The 21044-nt window shown below is 76.0% G+C and carries 18 protein-coding genes; 7 read left to right on the top strand and 11 right to left on the bottom strand.

What is annotated here, in order from left to right:
• Window positions 1–164: 164 nt before the first annotated feature.
• A complete protein-coding gene (locus J3P29_RS13055) occupies window positions 165–2201 on the bottom strand; it encodes a thioredoxin domain-containing protein (RefSeq protein WP_210493905.1) in 2037 nt (678 codons plus the stop codon).
• A gap of 101 nt (window positions 2202–2302) precedes the next feature.
• Window positions 2303–4231, bottom strand: coding sequence for an alpha/beta fold hydrolase (locus J3P29_RS13050; RefSeq protein WP_210493903.1), 1929 nt, complete (start codon window positions 4229–4231; stop codon window positions 2303–2305).
• A gap of 67 nt (window positions 4232–4298) precedes the next feature.
• On the opposite strand from J3P29_RS13050, the gene J3P29_RS13045 reads away from it, so the two are divergent.
• Window positions 4299–4688: a Rid family detoxifying hydrolase gene (locus J3P29_RS13045; RefSeq protein ID WP_210493902.1), complete on the top strand. Its 390-nt coding sequence runs from the start codon at window positions 4299–4301 to the stop codon at window positions 4686–4688.
• A 5-nt stretch (window positions 4689–4693) separates the two neighbouring features.
• Window positions 4694–5302, top strand: coding sequence for a hypothetical protein (locus J3P29_RS13040; protein ID WP_210493901.1), 609 nt, complete (start codon window positions 4694–4696; stop codon window positions 5300–5302).
• Here J3P29_RS13040 and J3P29_RS13035 read toward each other — a convergent pair.
• The 6 genes from J3P29_RS13035 to J3P29_RS13010 form a co-directional block, all read right to left on the bottom strand.
• Window positions 5289–6077, bottom strand: coding sequence for a 3-oxoacyl-ACP reductase (locus J3P29_RS13035; protein WP_210493899.1), 789 nt, complete (start codon window positions 6075–6077; stop codon window positions 5289–5291). The genes J3P29_RS13040 and J3P29_RS13035 overlap by 14 nt on opposite strands.
• Before the next feature lie 100 nt (window positions 6078–6177).
• The gene (locus J3P29_RS13030; protein ID WP_210493898.1) at window positions 6178–7536 is read right to left on the bottom strand and encodes an aldehyde dehydrogenase family protein; all 1359 of its coding nucleotides are present in this window, start codon (window positions 7534–7536) and stop codon (window positions 6178–6180) included.
• On the bottom strand, window positions 7533–8348 hold the full coding sequence (locus tag J3P29_RS13025) for a gamma-glutamyl-gamma-aminobutyrate hydrolase family protein (RefSeq protein ID WP_210493897.1): 816 nt from the start codon (window positions 8346–8348) through the stop codon (window positions 7533–7535). Before J3P29_RS13025 ends, J3P29_RS13030 begins: the two co-directional genes overlap by 4 nt.
• 40 nt (window positions 8349–8388) lie before the next feature.
• On the bottom strand, window positions 8389–9726 hold the full coding sequence (locus tag J3P29_RS13020) for a glutamine synthetase family protein (RefSeq protein WP_210493895.1): 1338 nt from the start codon (window positions 9724–9726) through the stop codon (window positions 8389–8391).
• Window positions 9727–9784: 58 nt separating this feature from the next.
• Window positions 9785–11341: an amino acid permease gene (locus tag J3P29_RS13015; protein ID WP_246851916.1), complete on the bottom strand. Its 1557-nt coding sequence runs from the start codon at window positions 11339–11341 to the stop codon at window positions 9785–9787.
• A 136-nt stretch (window positions 11342–11477) separates the two neighbouring features.
• Window positions 11478–12218 (bottom strand): GntR family transcriptional regulator, encoded by a 741-nt coding sequence (locus J3P29_RS13010; protein ID WP_210493894.1) that lies wholly within the window; start codon window positions 12216–12218, stop codon window positions 11478–11480.
• A gap of 140 nt (window positions 12219–12358) precedes the next feature.
• Between J3P29_RS13010 and J3P29_RS13005 the strand changes: the two genes are divergently transcribed.
• From J3P29_RS13005 to J3P29_RS12995, 3 genes are all read left to right on the top strand, one after another.
• A complete protein-coding gene (locus tag J3P29_RS13005) occupies window positions 12359–13573 on the top strand; it encodes an acyl-CoA dehydrogenase family protein (protein ID WP_210493893.1) in 1215 nt (404 codons plus the stop codon).
• Between the two features lie 127 nt (window positions 13574–13700).
• Window positions 13701–14957 carry a threonine ammonia-lyase gene (gene ilvA / locus J3P29_RS13000; RefSeq protein ID WP_210493891.1) on the top strand — a complete coding sequence of 419 codons (1257 nt, stop codon included), beginning with the start codon at window positions 13701–13703 and terminating at the stop codon, window positions 14955–14957.
• 48 nt (window positions 14958–15005) lie between these two features.
• A complete protein-coding gene (locus J3P29_RS12995) occupies window positions 15006–15710 on the top strand; it encodes a PhzF family phenazine biosynthesis protein (protein WP_210493890.1) in 705 nt (234 codons plus the stop codon).
• 35 nt (window positions 15711–15745) lie between these two features.
• On the opposite strand, the gene J3P29_RS12990 is transcribed toward J3P29_RS12995, so the two are convergent.
• The gene (locus tag J3P29_RS12990) at window positions 15746–16066 is read right to left on the bottom strand and encodes a YbjQ family protein (RefSeq protein WP_210493889.1); all 321 of its coding nucleotides are present in this window, start codon (window positions 16064–16066) and stop codon (window positions 15746–15748) included.
• 89 nt (window positions 16067–16155) lie between these two features.
• Here J3P29_RS12990 and upp point away from each other — a divergent pair, with 89 nt between their 5' ends.
• The gene (gene upp, locus J3P29_RS12985; protein WP_349239867.1) at window positions 16156–16779 is read left to right on the top strand and encodes a uracil phosphoribosyltransferase; all 624 of its coding nucleotides are present in this window, start codon (window positions 16156–16158) and stop codon (window positions 16777–16779) included.
• A 16-nt stretch (window positions 16780–16795) separates the two neighbouring features.
• Here the strand turns inward: upp and J3P29_RS12980 are convergent, their stop codons facing one another.
• Window positions 16796–18133, bottom strand: coding sequence for a hypothetical protein (locus tag J3P29_RS12980; protein ID WP_210493886.1), 1338 nt, complete (start codon window positions 18131–18133; stop codon window positions 16796–16798).
• A 148-nt stretch (window positions 18134–18281) separates the two neighbouring features.
• Window positions 18282–19979 (bottom strand): hypothetical protein, encoded by a 1698-nt coding sequence (locus J3P29_RS12975; RefSeq protein ID WP_210493885.1) that lies wholly within the window; start codon window positions 19977–19979, stop codon window positions 18282–18284.
• Between the two features lie 99 nt (window positions 19980–20078).
• On the opposite strand from J3P29_RS12975, the gene J3P29_RS12970 reads away from it, so the two are divergent.
• A complete protein-coding gene (locus J3P29_RS12970; protein WP_210493884.1) occupies window positions 20079–20942 on the top strand; it encodes an ATP-binding cassette domain-containing protein in 864 nt (287 codons plus the stop codon).
• Window positions 20943–21044 lie beyond the last annotated feature (102 nt).

Genomic DNA, 21044 nt, shown 5'->3' with positions numbered 1-21044 from the left:
GCGTCCCGCCCTACCGTCCGGTAGGGGCGGGGCGCCGGCGCGGGCGTCCGCGCGCTCGGGCGCTCCCGCCGGCCCGCCCGCGCTGCCTCCTGAGGGCCGGAGCCCGGAGCGCCGCCTCCGGGAGCGCCCGGGTCTGGCCCGGGTCGCGGCGCCGCCCGCGCCGCTCAGGCGTCGAGGGCGGCGCGCAGGGCGTCGGCGTCCGTCACCGGCGCCCGGCAGGCGAACCGCTCGCACACGTACGCGGCCGCGCGGCCGTCCACGGTCCCGCGGCCCTCGAGCAGCGGCACGCCCCGGGCGTCGTCGCCGTCCCCGGACGCGACGACGAGGCCCGGACGTGGCCGCTCGCGGACGACCGCCAGCAGCTCCTCCCGCCCGTCCTCCGGGCCGACCACCGCGACCTCGCGCGGGACCCGGTGGTGCTCGTCGAGCGCCAGCAGCGCGTAGGCGACGGCCTGGGGGTGCTCGGCCCCGAGCGGGCCGGCCAGCCGCAGCCACCCCTCGGCGGCCGCGGCCAGGCGGTGCTCGCCGGTGAGCGCGGCCAGGCGGACCAGGCCGCGGGCGGCCGCCGCGCCGCCCGAGGGGATCGGCGCGTCGTCGAGCTCCTTGCGGCGCGCCAGGAGCGCCTCGGCGTCGTCGGCGGTCGAGAAGAAGCCGCGGTCGCCGTCGCCGAAGCGGCCCAGGATCTCGTCCGCCAGCCAGCGGGCCCAGGCGAGCACGTCCGGGTCGCCGTCGGCCTCGTACAGCGCGATCGCGGCCTCGAGCAGGAACGCGTGGTCCTCGAGCACCGCGTCGTGCCGGGCGCCGCCGCCGTCGCGGTGCGACCACGCGCGCCGCAGGCGGCCGTCGACGACGAGCTCGCGGCGGACGAACGCGAGCGCCTCGCGCGCGACCTGCAGCAGGTCGTCGCGGCCGAGCGCCGCGCCGGCCTCGGCGAAGGCGTGGATCGCCAGCCCGTTCCAGCCGGCCAGCCGCTTGTCGTCCGTCCCGGGCCGCACGCGCTGCGAGCGCGCGGCGAGCAGGCCCTCGCGGATCCGCTCGCGCGTCACCGGGTCGGGCGCGATGCCGCGGTCCTCGAGGACGCTCCGGCCCTCGAAGTTGCCCTCCGGCGTGACGCCGAACCACTCGATCGCTGCGGCCGCCTCGGCGGCCGGCAGGGCCGCCCGGATCTCGTCCGGCGTCCACACGTAGAAGCGGCCCTCCTCGCCCTCGCTGTCGGCGTCGAGCGCGGCGAGGAACCCGCCCTCGGGGCCGCGCAGCTCGCGGGCGACGAAGGCGAGGGTGCGCTCGGCGACCTCGCGCAGGCCGGCGTCCTGCCACAGCAGCCAGCCCTGCACGTACGCGCGGGCGAGCAGCGCGTTGTCGTAGAGCATCTTCTCGAAGTGCGGCACCGTCCAGGTGCCGTCGACGGCGTAGCGCGCGAAGCCGCCGCCGAGCTGGTCGTGGATGCCGCCCGACGCCATGGAGCGCAGCGTCTGCCGGGCCATCGCGGTCGCCAGGCCGCGCTCGTCGTCGCCGGCGCCCGGCGCGCGGTCGTCCGCGGCGCGCTGCAGCAGGAGGAGCAGGCTGGGGTGCGGCGGGAAGCGCGGGCCGCGGCCGGGCGGGCCGAACCCGCCCTGCACGGCGTCGTAGTGCTCGCGCAGCCGCCGCACCGCCGCGCCGAGCGTCTCGGGCCCGGGGACCGCGTCGGCCGGCGTCATCCGCGCGGCCCCGGTCAGCTGCTCGGCGATGCCGGCGAGCTGCTCGCGGATCTCGTCGCGACGCTCCGTCCAGGCCTCGGCGACGGCGTCGAGCACCATCCGCCAGGACGGCATGCCGCCCCGCGGGGCGGGCGGGAAGTACGTCCCCCCGTGGATCGGCGCCTGCTCCGGGGTGAGGAAGACGTTGAGCGGCCATCCGCCCTGGCCCGTCATCGCCTGGATCGCCTCCATGCAGATCGCGTCGACGTCGGGGCGCTCCTCGCGGTCGACCTTCACGCACACGAAGCGCTCGTTCATCACCGCGGCGACCGCGGGGTCCTCGAACGACTCGTGGGCCATGACGTGGCACCAGTGGCAGGCGCTGTAGCCGATGGAGACGAGCAGCGGCTTGTCCTCGGCCCGCGCGCGGGCGAGCGCCTCGGCGCCCCACGGCAGCCAGTCGACGGGGTTGTCGGCGTGCTGGAGCAGGTACGGCGACGTCTCGGCAGCGAGGGCGTTGCTCATGCGCCCAGCCTGGCACACCGGGTCGGCGCGCCGGGTGCCGCGGACCGGGGGCGGGACGGGGCGCGCCGCCTCGCCCGGCGGCCCGCCCGCGGCCCGCGGCGTCAGCGGCGGACGAGCCGGCGCACGGCGGCGCGCGAGCGGGCGCTCAGCCCCTCGATCTCCTCGGGGCTGAAGCCGAGCGACGCGTAGAGCGCGTCCTCGTCGTGGAAGGGGTTCGCGACCCGCACGACGCCCGGCCGGACGCCCGCGCCGCGCACGCGCACCCGGACCCGGCGGGACGAGCCGAGCACGCCGGAGACCGCCGTGCCGGGGACGAACCCGAAGGCCTCCAGGCGCAGGTCGCCGTCGCCGGTCGTGACGGCCGTGCCGCTGCGCAGGCCGGCGACGCGCACCGTCTGCTCCTCCTCGGACACGTCGATGTCGGCGCTCGTGAGGACCCGCAGCGCCAGGCTGCGGGCGGCGTCGCCGACGGTCGCGGCGGCCACGGCGCGCGCGCGGGCGGCGGGATCGCGGCCCAGGCCGCGCGCCCCGGCGGGCGGCGCCGCCGGCACCGGGCGCGGCGCCTCGGGGCGCGGGCACGCCGGCACCCGACCGCCGGCGGCGAAGGCCCGCAGCGCGCGCGTGACGCACGGGGCGTCGGCCGTCAGGACGGAGTGGCCGGCGTCGGGCACCGTCACGTGGGCCGCGCGCCGGAAGCGCGAGGCCACGCGCGCGGCCTCCTCGGGCGACGTGCGGGTGTCGTCCGCGCCGCCGAGGACGAGCGTCGGCACGTCGGGCAGCGGCCCCATCGGCGTCGGATCGGGCGAGCCGGGCCAGTCGACGCACAGGCCGGCCGCGGTGAAGGTGACGAGGTCGGCGGGGGAGAAGCCCGCGCGCGCCGCCGGGGGCACGGCCGCGAGCTGCGCGAGGGCGGCGGCGCGCCGGGCGTCGGGCGTGCTGCCGGGGCCCCACGGCAGGCGCGTGTCGCGGCACGTCGTGGCGACGAACGCGCCCTGGGAGAGCAGGCCCGCCGTCCCGGCGGTCGCCGTCGGATCGTCGTCGTCGCCGGTCGGCAGCACCACGCCGTACTCCCGCGCCAGGCGGGCGAGCGGCGCGCCGTCGCCGTCGGCGGCCCGCCGCAGCGCGCCGACGAGGACGGGGCGGATCGTGGCGTCGAAGTCGCCGCCCAGGACGAGGGAGAGGATCTCGTTGCCGGTGATCGTCGTGCGCACCCGGTGGCCGTTGCCGCCGTCGACGCGCGCGGTCAGCGGCAGCCGGGCGAGGGTGCGCGCCAGGTCGGCGCGCGGGTCGGCGGTCACGCCGCGGCAGGCGCCGCGGCGGCAGGCGCGCGCCAGCGCGGTCGGCGCGGCGCGCACGGTCGCGAGCGTGTACGGGTCGTCGCCCGTCGGGTCGACCGACGAGTCCAGGACCAGGCGCGTGACCCGGCCCGGGTAGGCGGCCGCGTACCGCTGCGCCGTGAACGTGCCGTACGAGACCCCGACGACCACGAGCCGGTCGTAGCCCTCGGCCTGCCGCACGGCGTCGAGATCGGCGACGACGTCCGCCGTGCCGTAGCGGTCCGTCGCCCCGCCGAAGCGGCGGGCGCAGGACGCCACCAGGTCCGAGCTCGAGAGCGCGGTCACGGCGGTCGTCTCCAGCTCGGGGCAGACGATCAGGTCGGACGAGCGGCCGGTGCCGCGCGTGTCCACCGTCAGCAGGTCGCGGCCCTTCAGGAGCGGCCGCAGGACCGGCACGAGCTCGCCGGCGGTCGGCGTCGTCGCCTGCCCGGGGCCGCCGGAGAGGAAGAGCACGGCCTCGCGACGGGTCGTCGCGCGCTTCCGCCCCGGCTGCACCTGGCGCACGGACAGGCTGATGCGGCCGGGCACCTGGCCGGTGCGGTCGAGCGGCACGGTCACGCGCGAGCAGCGCGTGCGACCGACGGACGCGTCGCCGCACGGGTACGTCTTCACGGCGCCGGCGGGGACGGGGGAGGCCGCGAGCGTCAGCAGCGCGGCGAGGACGGGGAGCGCGCGGAGCGCGAGACGGGACACGCGGGCAGGGTATACCCGGTATCGGCGCTATCGTCGGCGCCGTTCCGACCCATCCCCCGGGAGACCCATGAGCACCGACCGCCAGTCCCACGTCGTCGACGGCGCCCCGCCCGCGATCGGCCCGTACGTCCACGCCGTCGCCGCCGGCGGCCTGCTCTTCTGCTCGGGCCAGATCCCGCTCGACCCCGCCACCGGCGAGCTCGTCGGCCGCACCGCCGCCGAGCAGGCCGAGCAGTGCCTGAAGAACCTGCAGGTCGTCGTCGAGGGCGCCGGGGCGAGCCTGGACCGCGCCGTGCGCTGCACCGTCCTGCTGACCGACATGGCCGCGTTCGCCGAGGTCAACGAGGTCTACGGGCGCTTCTTCCCGAACGACCCGCCGGCGCGCATCGCCTACGCGGTCGCGGGGCTGCCGAAGGGCGCGCTCGTCGAGATCGACGCGATCGTCGCGCAGGACTGAGGGCCGTGGGCGGGCCGGACGGGGAGGGGGACGGCACGCCCCCGGGCCCGCTCCTCTCCCGGGTCGAGGTGGTGACCCCCGGCGGCCCGGCCGCGGTCGCGCGCGACGGCCACCGCTGGGGTCCCGTCGACGGCCCGGCCGTCGGCGGGCTCGACGACGCGCTGCGCGCCGCGCTCCCGGAGCCGGCCGACGCGGCCCTGGCCGCGGTCCACGCGGCGCTCGCCGGGGACGGCGGCCAGGCGGCGTTCCGCCGGGCCCTGGTCGTCCGGCGCGCCGAGCCGGGGGAGGCGCGGTTCCACCTGTCCGCCCGCCGCAACCGCGACTCGATCGCCGCCCACGGCCTCGACTGGCGGCGGATGCGTCCCCCCGGCATCGCGGGGAGCACCGGCCCGGAGGCCCACGGGATCTTCCTCTGCGACGAGGACGGCGTCGGCTTCTTCCGGATGGTCTCCGACGAGGACCCGGACGTGTGGCGCGTCGAGGTCGGCGGCCTGTGGCTGCACAGCGACGCGTCGTCCAGCACCGGCCTCGACGACGCCTGGGCGATCAGCGCCCGGCCGATCGCGGCCGGGCGCCTGACCCTGTGCGGCGACGCGCCGATCAGATCGGCGTGACGTAGGCGGCCGACAGGCCGCCGTCGACGAGGAACGTCGACGCCGTGATGAAGCTCGACTCGTCCGAGGCGAGGAAGAGCACCGCGTTGGCCAGCTCGCGCGCCTGGGCGAAGCGCCCCATCGGCACGTGCACCAGTCGGCGGTTGGCGGCCTCGGCGTCGTTCGCGTACAGCTCGCGCAGCAGCGGCGTGTCGACCGGTCCGGGGCAGAGGGCGTTCACGCGTACGCCCTGCCGCGCGAACTGCACGCCGAGCTCGCGGCTCATCGCGAGCACGCCGCCCTTCGACGCGGTGTACGAGATCTGCGACGTCGCGGCGCCCATGATCGCCACGAAGGACGCGGTGTTGATGACGGAGCCGCCGCCCGTCTCGAGCAGGTGCGGGATCCCGTGCTTGCAGCACAGGTAGACAGACTTCAGGTTGACGTCCTGCACGCGCTGCCAGGCGTCCTCCTCCGTCTCGAGGATCGAGTCGTCGTCGGGCGGCGAGATGCCGGCGTTGTTGAACAGCACGTCGACGGTGCCGTACGTGTCGCGCACCTGCTGGTACGCGGCGGCGATCTGCTCGCCCGAGGTCACGTCGGCGCGGATCGCCAGGTCGACGTGCTCCATCTCCTCGGTCAGGTCCAGGCCGACGACGGTGGCGCCCTGCTCGCGGAAGACCTTGGCGGTCTCGGCGCCGATGCCGGACGCGGCGCCGGTGATCACGGCGACCTTGCGCTCCAGGCGCCCGTGGTGGGAGGTCGCGGTCTCGGGGGTGCTCGGGGTGGTGCTCATGCGGCCTCCTCGGCGGTGGGGTTGACGGGCCGGCGGCGGGCGCCGGAAGCGGGGTGGGGGACCGGCGTGGCGGCGGCCGCGGTCCCGGACGGCCGGCGGCTCACGCGCCGGTCGCGTAGTAGACGGTCTTCAGCTCGGAGTACGCCTCCATCGCGTGCGGGCCGAGCTCGCGCCCGACGCCGGAGCGCTTGAAGCCGCCGAACGGCGTCGAGACGCGCACGGAGCTGTTCGAGTTGATCGACAGCACGCCCGAGTCGATGCCGCGCGCGACGCGCAGCGCGCGGCCGCCGTCGCGGGTCCAGATCGACCCGGACAGGCCGTAGATCGAGTCGTTCGCCATCCGGATCGCGTCGGCCTCGTCGTCGAACGGCAGGACCGCCACGACGGGGCCGAAGATCTCCTCGCGGGCCGCGCGGTCGTCGGGGTCGACGGGCGCCAGGACGGTGGGGGCGAACCAGAAGCCGTCGCCGTCCGGGGCGCTGCCGCGGAACGCCACCGACTCCTCGGTGACGAACGACGCGACCTTCTCGCGGTGCTGCGCCGAGATCAGCGGGCCCATCGCGGTGCCGTCGGCGAGCGGGTCGCCGACGGTCAGCGCCTTGACGTGCGGCTCGAGCAGCCCGAGGAACGCGTCGAGCGCCGAGCGCTGCACGAGCAGGCGGGAGCGGGCGCAGCAGTCCTGCCCGGCGTTGTCGAAGACCGCGCCGGGTGCCGCGGCGGCCGCGGCCTCCAGGTCGGCGTCGGCGAAGACGACGTTCGCGGACTTGCCGCCGAGCTCGAGCGTCACGCGCTTGATCGTGTCGGCGGCGGCGCGCTGGATGCCGGCGCCGACGGCGGTGGAGCCGGTGAAGCCGATCTTCGCCACGTCGGGGTGCTCGACGAGCCGCTGCCCGACGGTGCGGCCCGGGCCGACGACGACCTGGAAGACGCCCTCGGGCAGCCCCGCCTCGAGCGCGATGGCCTCTAGGCGCAGGGCGGTCAGCGGTGTCAGCTCGGCCGGCTTGAGGACCGCGCAGTTGCCGGCGGCCAGGGCGGGGGCGAGCTTCCACGACGCGATCGGCAGCGGGAAGTTCCAGGGCGTGATGAGGCCCACGACGCCGAGCGGCTCGCGGAACGTCATCGCCACGCCGCCGTCGACGGGGATCGTGTCGCCCAGGTGCCGCTCGACGCCGCCGGCGTAGTACCGGAATGTCGCGGCGACCATGCCGATCTCGCCGCGGGCGCTGGCGATGGGGTGGCCGGCGTCGCGCGCCTCGAGCTCGGCGAGCTCCTCCAGGTGCGCCTCGACGGCGTCGGCCAGGCGCAGCAGCAGCCGGGCGCGGTCGGCGGGCGCGACGGCGCGCCAGGCCGGGAAGGCGGCGCGGGCGCGCGCGACGGCGCGGTCGACGTCCTCCGGCGTGGTCTCGGGGATCTCGGCGAGCGGGCGGCCGGTCGCGGGCTCCAGGACGGTGAGGGTCATCGGGGCTCCTTCGGGGAGGGAGGGACGGCGCCGTCGCGGGCGGCGGCGCGCTCGCGGGCGGCGGCGACGAGGGCGGCGATCACGCCGGAGCGCGGGTCGCCCTCGGGGTGCCACTGGACGGCCAGGCAGAACGTCCGGTCGGGACGCTCCATCGCCTCGGTCAGGTCGTCGTCGGTCGCCCGGCCGGTCACGTGCCAGCCCTCGGCGATCGCGTCGAGGGCCTGGTGGTGGTGCGAGCGGACGGAGACGGTCTCGGCCCCGGCGGCGCGCGCCGCGAGCGAGCCGGGCTGCAGCCGGACGTCGTGCGCGTTGCGCTCGTCCAGGGTGCCGGGCACGCGGCGGTGCGTGTCCGTGCCGAGGACCTCGGGCAGGTGCTGCAGCAACGTGCCGCCCGCGCCGGCGTTGACGATCTGCATGCCGCGGCAGACGCCGAGCAGCGGCAGGTCCTGCTCCTGGGCGGCGCGCGCCAGGGCGACCTCGCACGCGTCGCGCAGCGGGGTGTCGCCGCTTGTCTCGGGGTGCCGCTCCGCGCCGTACGTCGCCGGGTCCAGGTCGACCCCGCCCGTCAGCAGCAGGCCGTCGAGGCCGCGCAGCGCGTCCTCGGGGTGCTCGACGTCGACCGGGTCGACGGGCAGCAGCACGGCGCGGCCGCCGGCCCGCTGGACGGCGGCGCTGTAGCTCGCGGGCACGAAGTCGGCGGGCTGGTGCCACGCCGCCCCGTGGGCGATCGGCTCGTGCGCGCACGTGATGCCGATGACGGGGCGGGGCAGCGGGACGACGACGCCGGCGGCGTCGGGCGACGGGGCGCTCATGGGGTGGTGCGACCTCCTGACGGGGTGGGCGCGGCGGACGCTACAGGCGCTCGAAGCCGCGGAACCGCTCCCAGTCGGTCACCGCCGACTCGAAGGCGGCCAGCTCGACGCGCGCCATGTTCACGTAGTGGTCGACGACCTCGGCGCCGAGCGCCTCGCGGGCCAGCTCGCTCGCCGCGAAGCGGTCGCGGGCGTCCGTCAGGGTGCTCGGCACCTTCGGCACGTCGGCCTCGTACGCGTTGCCCTCGAGCGGCGGGCCCAGCTCGAGCCCGCGGTCGATGCCGTCCAGACCCGCAGCGATCGTCGCGGCGAGCGCCAGGTACGGGTTGACGTCGGCGCCCGGCACGCGGTTCTCCACCCGCAGACCGGGACCGTGGCCGACGACGCGCAGCGCGCAGGTGCGGTTGTCCTTGCCCCACGCGATCGCGGTGGGCGCGAAGGAGCCGGCCGCGAACCGCTTGTACGAGTTGACGTTCGGCGCGAAGAGCAGCGTCAGCTCCGCCAGGTGCGCCTGCTGGCCCGCCACGAAGGAGCGGAACAGCGCCTCGTCCTTCGCGAAGACGTTCTCGCCCGTCTCCGCGTCCGCGAGGGAGCAGTGGATGTGGCACGAGCTGCCCTCGCGCTCGTCGAACTTCGCCATGAAGGTGATCGCCATGTCCTCCTGGGCGGCGATCTCCTTGGCCCCGTTCTTGTAGACCACGTGCTGGTCGGCCGTGGTCAGCGCGTCGCCGTAGCGGATGTTGACCTCGTGCTGGCCCAGGTTGCACTCGCCCTTGGAGTCCTCGACCGGCATGCCGGCGGCGAGCATCTCGTTGCGGATGCGGCGCAGCAGCGGCTCCACCCGGGCGGTGCCCAGGATGGAGTAGTCCACGTTGTAGAGGTTGGCCGGCACCAGGTCGCGGTAGGCCTGCTTCCAGGCGTCCTCGTAGCCCGTGCGGAAGACCATGAACTCCAGCTCGGTGGCGGCGTTGCACGTCCAGCCGCGCTCGGCCAGCCGGTCGAGCTGCCGCCGCAGGACCTGCCGCGGCGAGGGCGCGACGTCGCTGCCGTCGGCCCAGCGCACGTCGGCCAGGCAGATCGCGGTCCCCGGCTGCCACGGCACGGCGCGCAGGGTCGCCAGGTCGGGGACCATCTGGAAGTCGCCGTAGCCGGCCTCCCACGACGCCATGTCGTAGCCCTCGACGGTGTTCATCTCGACGTCGACGGCCAGCAGGTAGTTGCAGCCCTCGGCGCCCGCCTCGGCGATGTCGTCGACGAAGTGCTGCGCGACCATGCGCTTGCCCTGCAGTCGGCCCTGCATGTCGGTGATCGCCAGCAGCACGGTGTCGATGCGGCCGGCGTCGACCTCGTGCCGCAGCTGCTCGAGGGTCATGGTCATGCGTGGGCCTCCGGACGGGGGACGGTGGGGCAGGGGGACAGGATGGGGGAGCGGCCGCTCACGCGTCGAGCTCGCGGTCGATCTCGCTCACGGTGTGCAGCGGGCCCGTGAACCACTTGCGGGCCGACACCAGCCACCAGATGCCGACGGCGCCGAGCACCACGACGACCGTGATCGGCGAGTAGTTCACCGCGCTCCACGAGAAGTCGTCCTGCCAGGGCAGGCCGGCGTCGGCCTGCGGGATGATGAAGAGGACGCAGATGATCGCGACCCACAGCAGCGCGACGATCGCCACGGGCCGGTACCAGGCGCCCAGGCTCCAGTCGCCGGTCTCGAAGCGCGAGCCGGCCTTCAGGCGCAGCCAGATCGGGATGGCGTACGAGATGTACAGGCCGATGACCGCGATCGACGTGGCCGCGGCGTAGGCGACCGGCGCGTCCTTCTCGGCCACGAGCATCGACGGGATCAGCAGGATCCAGGCGAAGACGACGATCAGGCCGACCGCCATCGCCGGCACGCGGCGCGACGTGAGCCTCGACCACAGGCCCGAGCCGGGGATCGCCTTGTCGCGCGAGAAGGCGTAGGCCATGCGCGAGGCGGCCGTGACGGACGCGTAGCCGCAGAACAGCTGGGCGACCGCCGCGATGATCAGCAGCAGGCCCGACAGGCCGCTCGAGAGGGACTCCTGCAGGATGTAGATGACCGGGTAGCCGCTGTTCAGCTCGGGGTTGAGCGCGTCGTCCAGGTTGGGGATCGCGAACGTCACCGCCAGGATCAGGACGTAGCCGAAGACGGCCGAGACGAGGATCGTGTTGATGATCCCCTTGACCACCGCGGTCGAGGCGTTCTTCGTCTCCTCGGACATGTGCGCCGAGGCGTCGTAGCCCGTGAACGTGTACTGCGCGTGCAGCAGGCCGAGCAGGAAGCTGAACGTCACGCCGCCGAAGCCGACCCCGGAGTTGTCGACGGTCTTCGTGAACACGAACGAGACGCTCTGGTGGTCCTTGGCGAAGAACGCGAGGACGAGCACGAAGACGAGGACGCCGGCCACGTGCCACCAGGCGCTGACCATGTTGATGCGCGTGGCGATGTGCGGGCCGATGATGTTCATCCCGGCGTGCAGCAGCAGGATGACGGTGAAGACCGCGAAGATCGTCCCGCGGTCGGTGCCGAGCCCGGCGCCGAGGACGTCGAGGACCGCGGTGACGAAGATCGCGGCGCCGTAGTCGATCGACGCGGTGACGGCGATCTGGCCGACGAGGTTGAACCAGCCCGTGAACCAGCCGTGGGCGGGCTTGCCGAGCTTCGACGCCCACCAGTACAGGCCGCCGGCGGTCGGGTACGCCGACGCCAGCTCGGCCATCGCCAGGCCGACGAAGAGCACCATCACCGAGACGAGGGGCCAGCCCCACGCCATCGTGATCGGCCCGCCGTTGGCCAGGCCGATGCCGTAGCTCGCCAGGCCGCCGGTGAGGATCGAGACGATCGAGAAGCTGATCGCGAAGTTCGAGAACGCGCTGAGGTTGCGCTCGAGCGTCTGCTCGTAGCCCATCGCCCGTAGCCGGGCGACGTCCTTCTCGTGGTGCTCGTTGCCTGATTCCGGGACCGTGCCCATGACCTGTGCCTCCGCTGAAGGTGTGCTCGCCGTGCCTTTGGCCGACCCTAACCCCGCCACGGCGACGGCGTCAATGGGACCGCTGGAGCAGCCGGGCTGTCCAACGGGCGAGGCCGGGCGGGCGCCCGGCGGCCGGTCACGTACCCGGCGCGAGGCCGGCCAACACGTGCTCCGTGCCCGCCAGGTGCCGCCGGACGGTGCGCACGGCCGCCGTCGCGTCGCCGCGGCCGACCGCGACGAGCAGCCGCCGGTGCTCGGCGTTCGACGCCCCCAGGACGGCCCGAGGGTGGGCGATGTGGGCGATCAGCTCGGTCGCGCGCGCCTGCAGCTCGGTGGCGCGCAGCACGAGCTCGCGGACGCCAGTCAGCTCGGCGAGCCCCACGTGCAGCGCGGCGTCGGCGCGGCGGTACGCCGGGAAGGGCGCGTCGGCGTCCATCTCGTCGACGAGGGCCCCGAGCGCCAGGAGGCCCTCGGCGACCGCCTCGGGCTGCGCGGCGGCGCGCTCGGCCGCCAGGCAGGCGACCCCCACCTCGAACGCCCGGCGCACGGCGCACGCCTCGCGCCAGTCGTCGGGCAGCGGCCCGGCCACGTCCGGGGCGCCGGGGCCCGCGATCGGCGGCCGGTCGACGACGAACGTGCCGCCGCCGCGGCCGCGCTGGGCGACGAGGTGCCCGGACTCCGCCAGCGCGGTCAGCGCCTGCCGCAGCGTCGAGCGTGAGATCCGCAGCTGCTCGGCCAGCTCGCGCTCCGGCGGCAGCTGCACCCCCGCGGCCAGGACGCCGGTGCGGATGGCGCTGCCCAGGCGCTCGACCGTCTCCTCGAAGGTCGTCGGGGCCCGCACGGGGGAGAAGACCGCGGCCGCGGCGTCGATCTCCATGCGCCGGACGGTACACCCGGGAACGCCGGCCGCACGCCCGGCGCGCCGCCCTCCCCGACCGGGGGGTATCCTCGGCCCCCTCGCGTGCCGGGACGGTGTATCCCCCCGGCGCGGCGCCACCCGCCGTCATCGGAGCTTCCATGGCCACTGCCTTCACCACCGAGCCCACCGATCCCGAGGTCCGGGACGAGATCGTCGCGCTGGTCCGCCAGTTCACGGACGAGCAGATCATCCCGAACGCGGAGCACTACGACGCCAAGGACGAGTGGCCCGAGCCGATCGTCGAGGGCCTGAAGGAGCTCGGCCTGTTCGGCGTCACGCTGCCGGAGGAGTACGGCGGCCTGGGCCTGGACCTGTCGACGTACGCGCGCATCGCCGAGGAGCTCGCGCGCGGCTGGATCTCGGTCCCGGGCATCATCAACACGCACTTCATCGGTGCGTACCTGCTGATGAAGTTCGGCACGGACGAGCAGAAGCAGAAGTACCTGCCGCGCATGGCGACGGGCGAGCTGCGCGCCGCGTTCTCGCTCTCCGAGCCGCACGCCGGCTCCGACGTGCAGGCGATCAAGACCGCCGCGAAGAAGCTCGACGACGGGCGCTACGAGATCAACGGCCAGAAGCTGTGGGTCACGAACGGCCTGATGAGCGGCCTGGTCTTCGTCCTCGTCGTGACCGACCCGACGGCGAAGCCCGCCTACAAGGGCATGACGTGCTTCATCTGCGAGAAGGAGCCGGGCGTCCAGGTCAACACGGGCGAGTACGAGGGCTTCGAGGTCCCGCCGAAGATCAAGAAGATGGGCTACAAGGGCGTCGAGTCCACCGAGCTCGTCTTCAACGGCTACAAGCTCTCCGCCGACCAGATCCTGGGCGGCGAGGAGGGCGGCCTGAACAAGGGCTTCAAGCAGATGATGGACTCGCTCGAGGTCGGCCGCGTGAACGTCGCCGCGCGCGGCGTCGGCGTGGCGCAGCGCGCCTTCGAGCTGGCCATCCGCTACGCCCAGGAGCGCGAGACGTTCGGCAAGCCGATCGCCCAGCACCAGCTCGTGCAGGAGAAGCTGGCCGACATGTACACGCGCCTCGAGGCCGCGCGGCTGCTGACGTACCGCGCCGCCGAGCTGAAGGACCAGGGCGAGCGCTCGGACACCGAGGCCGCGATGGCGAAGCTCGCCGCGTCCGAGGCGGGCCACAAGAACGCCGAGGAGGCGCTGCGCATCCACGGCGGCTTCGGCTTCTCGAAGGAGTACGAGATCGAGCGCATCTACCGCGACGCGCCGCTGCTGCTGATCGGCGAGGGCACGTCCGACATCCAGCGGATGGGCATCGCGAAGGGCCTGCTGAAGCGCTTCGCGATCTAGCGCGCCGCGTCGCCGGCCGGCGCGGCCGCACGCGGAGGGGAGGGGCGCCCGCGGGCGCCCCTCGTCGTTCCGGCGGGGGCCGCGCACGCCGGCGGCGGCGCGCGCGGCGTCCGCTACCGTGGCCCGCATGAGCGCCGTCCTTCCGTCCCAGGCCCCCGACGCACAGCGGCGTCGGCGGGCCCGGGCGGCGGTCGAGGGCGTCGCGCGCGTCACGCCCGTCCTGCGCTCGGAGGGGCTGACGGACCGCTTCGGCGCCCCGGTCGTGCTGAAGGCCGAGTCGCTGCAGCGCACCGGCTCGTTCAAGATCCGCGGCGCGCTCGCGAAGCTGGCCGCGCTCGGCGAGGGCGCCGCCCGCGGCGTCGTGGCCGGGAGCGCCGGCAACCACGCCCGCGCGGTCGCCGAGGCGGCCCGCACGACCGGCATCCCCGCGTCGGTGTTCATGCCCGCCGGCGCGCCGATCGCGAAGATCGAGGCGTGCCGCCGGCTGGGGGCCGACGTCGTGCTCGTCGACGGGCCGCTCGAGAACGCCCTGGCCGCCGCGCACGACCTCGCCGACGAGCGCGGCATGGCGTTCCTGCACCCGTTCGACGACGCCGACGTCGTCGCCGGGCAGGGCACGATCGGCGAGGAGCTGCTGGACCAGGTCCCCGACATGGCGCAGATCGTCGTCCCCGTGGGCGGCGGCGGGCTGATCTGCGGCATCGCCACGGCGGTCAAGGCGGCGCGGCCCGACGTGCGGATCGTGGGCGTGCGCGCCGCCCTGCACGGGTCGGTCGTCGCCGCGCGCGAGAGCCGGTCGCCGGTCTCGTCCTTCGGGGACGGGCTGTGGGAGCGCTCGGACGCGCCGACGATCGCGGACGGCATCTCGGTCAAGCGCCCGGGGGACCTGACCGGCCCGCTCGTGGAGGCCCTCGTCGACGACGTGGTCGCCGTCGACGAGGACTCGATCGCCGAGGCGATGGTGCTGCTGCTGGACCGCGTGAACCTGGTCGTGGAGGGCGCCGGGGCCGTCGGGCTGGCGGCGCTCCTGCGCGAGCTCGTCCCCGCGCCGGACGCCGGCTCGACCGTCCTGCTGCTGTCGGGCGGCAACGTCGACACCGGGCTGCTGGCCCAGATCGCGCGCCGCCACGAGTCGCTCGTCGGCCGGCGCCTGGTCCTGAACGCGCTCGTGCCGGACCGCCCCGGCTCGCTCGTGCGCCTGCTGACCGGGATCGCGGACGCGGGCGCGAGCGTCACCGAGATCCAGCACGTGCGCGAGGGCGTCGACCTGCACGTCGGCGACACCGCGGTGCGCCTGACGCTCGAGACGCGGGGCCGCGACCACGCCGACCAGGTCATCGCGCGCGTGCGCGAGCAGGGCTTCCCCGTCGAGCGCTCCGCCTGACCGCGCTCCTGGCGCCGGCGTCCGCGCCGCGCCCGTAGCGTGTGGGGCATGACGCAGCTCGACGTGCTGAGGGTCTTCTGCGCCGCGGACGGCGGCCACGGCAACCCGCTCGGGGTCGTCCTGGACGCCGGGGCGGTGGCGCCGGCGGAGCGGCAGCGCATCGCCGCGGCGCTCGGCTTCTCCGAGACGGTCTTCGTCGACGACGCCGCCGCGGGCGCCGTGCGGATCTACACGCCCGGGAAGGAGCTGCCGCTCGCGGGCCACCCGCTCGTCGGCACCTCGTGGCTGCTCGCCCGGGAGGGCGCGCCGGTCGACGTGCTGCGGCCGCCGGCGGGCGACGTCGCGACGGCCGCGGACGCCGACGGCGCGTGGATCGCCGCCGACCCGGCCGCCGCGCCGCCGTTCGTCCTGTGCGGCTACGCGACGGCGGCCGAGGTGGAGGGGCTGCCGGTGCCGGCGGGGCCCGACGTGCACCTGGACGCGTGGGCCTGGATCGACGAGCAGGCGGGCACCGTGCGCTCGCGGGTGTTCGCGGCCGGCGTGGGCGTGCCCGAGGACGAGGCGACCGGGGCCGCGGCGCTGCGCCTGACGGCGCACCTGGGCCGCGCGGTGACGATCCACCAGGGCGCGGGGTCCGTCATCGCCGCCGAGCCGCTCGACGACGGGCGCGTACGGGTGGGCGGCCGCGTCGACCACGACCACCGGCTGCCGCTGACGGACGCGCTGGCGGACCCCGCCGCGCTGCGGGGCTGAGCGGCGCGGGCCGCGCCGCTCGACCCCGGGGCGGATCAGGCCGGGCGCACGCGCACCGCGGTGCCGTAGGCGCACACCTCGGTGCCGGTGCTGGCGTACTCGGTCGTCTCGAAGCGGAACGCCAGCACGGCGTTGGCGCCCAGGGCCTCGGCCTCCTGCGACAGGCGCTCCAGGGCCTCCTTGCGGCTGTCCTGGAGCATCTTCGTGATGCCCTTCAGCTCGCCGCCGACGAGCGACTTGAAGCCGGCGCCGATGTTGGAGCCGACGTTGCGGGAGCGCACGGTCAGGCCGAAGACCTCGCCGTGCACCTCCTCGACGACGTGGCCGGGGATGTCGTTCGTGGTGACGATCTGCATGCGCCCACCCTAGGGGCGCGTCCGGCGCTGCGGGTGAACGGCATGCGTCCGCCCGCTGACGATCCGCCGTGCGTGGCAGGATGGACGTCGTGCCGGAGCTGCGCGTCGTCGACCATCCCCTGCTGGCGGACCGCGTGGCGGTCATGCGCGACCGGGACTCGGACCGCGCGACGTTCCGCCGGGCGATGCGCGCCGCGGCCGTGCTGCTCGCGGTCGAGGCGACGAAGGACCTGGCGACGGTCGACGCCGAGATCGAGACGCCGCTCGAGCGCACGACCGTCCGCAAGATCGAGGGCGACGTCGTCCTCGTGCCGGTGCTCCGCGCCGGGCTGGGCATGCTCGACCCCTTCCTGGACGTCGTCCCCGAGGCGCGCGTGGGCCACATCGGCCTGGAGCGCGACGAGGCGTCGCTGCAGCCGCGCCGCTACTTCGAGCGGCTGCCGGAGGAGGTGCCGGTGGCGCGGACCCTGGTGCTCGACCCGATGCTCGCCACCGGCGGCTCGGCGATCCACGCGCTCGACGCGCTGCGCGAGGCGGGGGCGCGCGAGCTCGCCCTCGTGGTGCTCGTGGCGGCGCCCGAGGGCGTGGCGAAGGTCCAGGAGCGCCACCCCGACGTGCCGATCATCGCGGCGACGCTCGACCGGCAGCTCGACGAGAACGGCTTCATCCGTCCGGGCCTGGGCGACGCGGGCGACCGCGTCTTCGGCACCTGAGCGCCGGCCGGCCGGATCAGGGCCGGGTCAGCGTCGTCTGCCGCCCGGCGGAGCCGTCCGGCCGGACGACGTCGCCGCCGGCCGTTCGGCCCGCGATCACGACGTCCACGTCCCGCCCGGGCGTCGCGCGGTCCAGGCGCACCCACGTCGCCGGGACGGCCGCGACCGGGCCGTCGACGACGATCCGGCGGGTCCCGGCGAGCACCTCGAACGAGCGCACCCGGCGGTCGCCCGCGAGCAGCAGGACCGGCGGCTCGCCCTCGTCCGCGGCGCGGCGCACGTACACGGCGGCCGCCGCCGGCCCTGCGGGCGCCCGCAGGGCGTCGAGGGGGCGGTCGTCCGCGTCGCCGGTCCCCGGGAACGGGAGCGGCGCGGTCTCGTCCAGGTCGGTCCCGGCCTCGTCGCTGCCGCCGACGGCGCCGGCGACCCGGCCGCGGCGGGCGTCGAGCCCCCGGGCCTCGAGCGCCACCACGGTCGTCGGCCCGACGCGCGGCAGCGTGCGGTCCACGACGAGCTCCACGCGCTCGGGCTCGGGCGCGCGGATCCCGGACGAGCGCTCGCGCGGGTCGGGCGCCCCGGCGGCGACGACGAACCGCTGCAGCGCCGGCACCGGCGTGCGCACCTGGTCGAGCAGCCGCTCGGCCAGGCGGCGCTCGAGGGTCCGCACCGCGACGCCGTCGTCCCCGACGACCACCGCGCCGGCCAGGCCCGGGTCGACCGTGCGCTCGTACCGGCGGGGCGGCAGGCCGCTCCGCAGGACGAGCAGCCCCGCGGGCAGCTCGGCGCTCCCGTAGTCCGAGCGGGCGCGCCACAGGCCGTCGGCCTGCGCGAGCTGCGGGGCGCGCGCGTCGGCGCCGCGGAAGGCGACCCGGGCGTCCTCGGGGACGAGCACGCCCGTCCGGAAGGGCACGATCCGCGGGCGTTCGGCGTCGTCGATCGGTGCGGTCGCCGGCCGCCACGTCCAGTGCGTCTGGCCGTCGCGCTCGCCGTCGCTGCGCAGCAGGGCCGCGGTGCGGTCGTGCGCCAGGACGACGATCCGCTCGTCGCCCACCCGGCCGGCCCACAGCGCGGTGATCTCGATGTCGTCGTCGTCGCGGCCGAAGACGCGACGGTCGTCGTCCTCGTCCTCGCGGTCCGTCGCGATCCAGTCCTCGGCGGCCGACCGGATCAGCGCCGCGTCGCCGGCGAGGTCGCCGCGGAGGGGGAAGTCGCCCGCCGGCGCGCCGCGGACGATGCGGATCCGCGGGTCGTCGTCCCCGCCGCGGGTGACGAGCACGAGGACGGCCACGAGCGCGGCCACGGCCGCGGCGGCGAGGAGGAGGACGCGGGGGGACGGGCGGCGGACGGCGTCCATGGACGCCGCACGCTAGCGGAGCGTCGGGACGGGTGGAGCGGCAGCGCGCCACGCGGGCGCCGGCACGCGCGGTCGCGGCGCCCGGGGGACGGGCGCGGACCGCCCCGCCGCAGGACCCGCCCGCGCGGCGGCCCGGGGGCCGGCCGCGCTACGCCCGCGGCAGCGCCCCCTCCAGTCGCAGGATCCGGCGCATGATTGCGAGCGATCCGGCGTACGTCGAGTCCATGCCGAAGAAGCTCAGGCCGCGGGCGCCGAGCGTGCGCGCCTGGGTGTAGGGGGTGTCCGACGCGTAGTGGATGACGCCGAAGTCGAGCGGCAGCCGCGTGAGCGACACGGCCTCGCCCACCGGGTGGCGGTCGGCGTCGGCGAGCTCGTGGGCGGCGGCGCAGAACGGCCCGGCCTCCATCTCGACGACCGTGTACGCCTCGCGGTAGTAGAAGTCGAGGTGGTCGCGGTTCTGCAGGAACGTCGACCGCACCGTGACGGCCTTCTGGTTGTCCAGCCCGGTGCCGTAGCGCAGGTCGCGCTGCAGGTCCTCCACGGTGAAGGCGTTGTCGAGCCAGTACGTCGTCCGCGTGTGCTCGTCGTGGACGACGCCCGAGATCAGGACGTCGCCGACGGACGCGTTGAGCGTCGCGGCCTTGCCGAGGACGTACACCCCGCGCAGCCGCGAGACGTCGACGGCGACCTCGCGCAGGATGTTGTACGCGGCGTTGCCGAGCGGGTAGTCGATGTTGACGACGACGGCCTGGCTGCGGGCGAGCGCGGCCTCGTCGACGTCGCCCAGCCGCGGGTCCAGGTGCTCGCCGCGCAGGCGGTCCAGCGGCATCACCTGCACCGGCACCTGCAGGGCGCCGGCGGGCATCAGGTCGATGACGCCGGCGCGCCGCTCGGCGGCCACGCGGGCCTGCGGATCGCGCTCGAAGGCGCCGCGGGCGGCGAAGTACAGGAGGTTCTCGAGCGAGCCGTCGGAGCGGCCCTCGCGGATCCGGCCCAGCTCGGTGCGCAGGTCGTCGGGGCCGTGGCGCTCGACGTCGCGCAGCAGCCCGTCCGCGTTCTCGCGGGCGATCCCCGTCACCAGGTTGACGAGGGCGTGGGTGTTGGAGGAGACGAAGTAGATCGGCCGCTCGTGCAGCGTCTCGGCGACGAGCTTCTCGCGCACCGGGCGCCACCAGTCGCGCGTCAGCCGGCCGTAGCCGACGTAGTTCATGCCGAGCGAGCGCAGGCGCAGGTCGCAGCGGCGGCGGGGCATGCCGCGCAGGCGCTCCTCGAAGCGCGGCCCCCACGACTCGCGCAGGCGCAGCCAGTCGTCCTCGGTGCCGCCGAGCACGGCGGCCAGGCGGGCGGGGTCGGTCGGCGGCTCGGAGTCGCCGCTGCCGCGCAGCCGCGCGCGGATCTTGTTCCACTCGATCTGGAAGGCGACCAGGGTCGGCACCAGGTCGTCGACGTCGGAGACGCTGGCGACGAGGACCGCCAGGGTCTCGCCGCCGTCGCGCCACAGGCGGCGGCGGGCGGGGGACTCCGCCACGGGCCAGTCCGCGACGTCGATGTGGGCGTCCGCGAACTGGCTCTCCTCCTGGCCCACGACGATCAGGCGCGCGTCCGCGACGGCGTCGGGCAGGCGGCGGATGGCGTAGAGGAACGCGCCCAGGTCGAGCTCGTCGCTCGCCGCGAGCGGGTGCAGGCTGGACGCCATCGCCAGGTGCGAGGGCTCGAGCACCCGGATGCGCGTCTCGCCGCTGGAGCGCAGCAGCGTCGTGTACGTGCGGTGGTAGAGCTCGACGTCGTCGGAGAGGCCGCGCTCGCGGCCGTTCGCGCCGCCCTGGGTCGTGACCGTGTCGCTCATGGGGCCATGATGGCGCAGTGGCGCGGAACGCCCCGGTCGGGCGCGCCTCCCCGTCCGCGGCCGGGGCGCGGGCCGGATGGTTGGTACCGTCAGGCATCGATGGGCGGAGCGACGGGGACGGTGCCGGCGGCGGTCGCGATGGAGCACGTCCTCGTACGCCGCCACGGCCGCGACGGGCGGCCGCTGCTGCTGCTCGAGGACGTCGACTGGACCGTCCGCCGCGGCGAGCACTGGGTCGTCCTGGGCCCCAACGGCGCGGGCAAGAGCACGCTGCTGGCGCTCGCCGGCGGCGTCAGCCACCCGACGTCCGGCGCGGTGCACGTCCTCGGCCTGCGGATCGGGGGCACCGACATGCGGGCGCTCCGCGAGCGGATCGGCCACGTCGACGCGGCCACCGCCCGGTCGCTGAAGGGCGGCCTCGACGGCCGCGGCGTCGTCCTGTCCGGCGCCTTCGGCAGCCTGGCGCCGCAGCACCGGCGCCTGACGGACGCCCACCGCGCGCGGGCGGACGAGCTGCTGGCGCTCGTGGGGGCGGAGGAGCTGGGGCCGCGGCGGTTCGACGACTGCTCGCAGGGCGAGCGGCAGCGGCTGCTGCTGGCCCGGGCGCTGATGGCCGGCGTCGGCGACGACGTCGCCGGCACGGGCCCCGAGCTGCTCCTGCTCGACGAGCCCGCCAGCGGGCTCGACCTGCCGTCCCGCGAGCGGCTCGTCGGGGCGATCGTGGCGACGGCGGGCACGACCCCCGACCTGCCGACGATCACCGTCACGCACCACCTGGAGGAGATCCCCCCGACGACGACCCACGCGCTGCTGCTGCGCGGCGGACGGGTCGTGGCGGCGGGGGCGGCCGACGAGGTGCTGACGTCCGGCCCGGTCAGCGCGTGCTTCGGCCTGGAGGTCGCGGTGGAGCGGCACGGCGGGCGCTGGGCGGCGCGGCTGGCCGCGGCCGCCCCCGCGGGCTGAGCGCCGGAGGGGCGGGCGTCGAGCGGCCCGCGGACGCGCCGCCGGGCACCCGGCGCCGGGCGCGGGCGGCGGGCGCCCGGCATCGCCGCGGGCGCCGCCGGA

Origin of the sequence: Patulibacter sp. SYSU D01012 (assembly GCF_017916475.1) — a bacterium.
Taxonomy (GTDB): Bacteria; Actinomycetota; Thermoleophilia; order Solirubrobacterales; family Solirubrobacteraceae; genus Patulibacter.
This window is presented reverse-complemented; position numbering and strand designations above follow the sequence as displayed.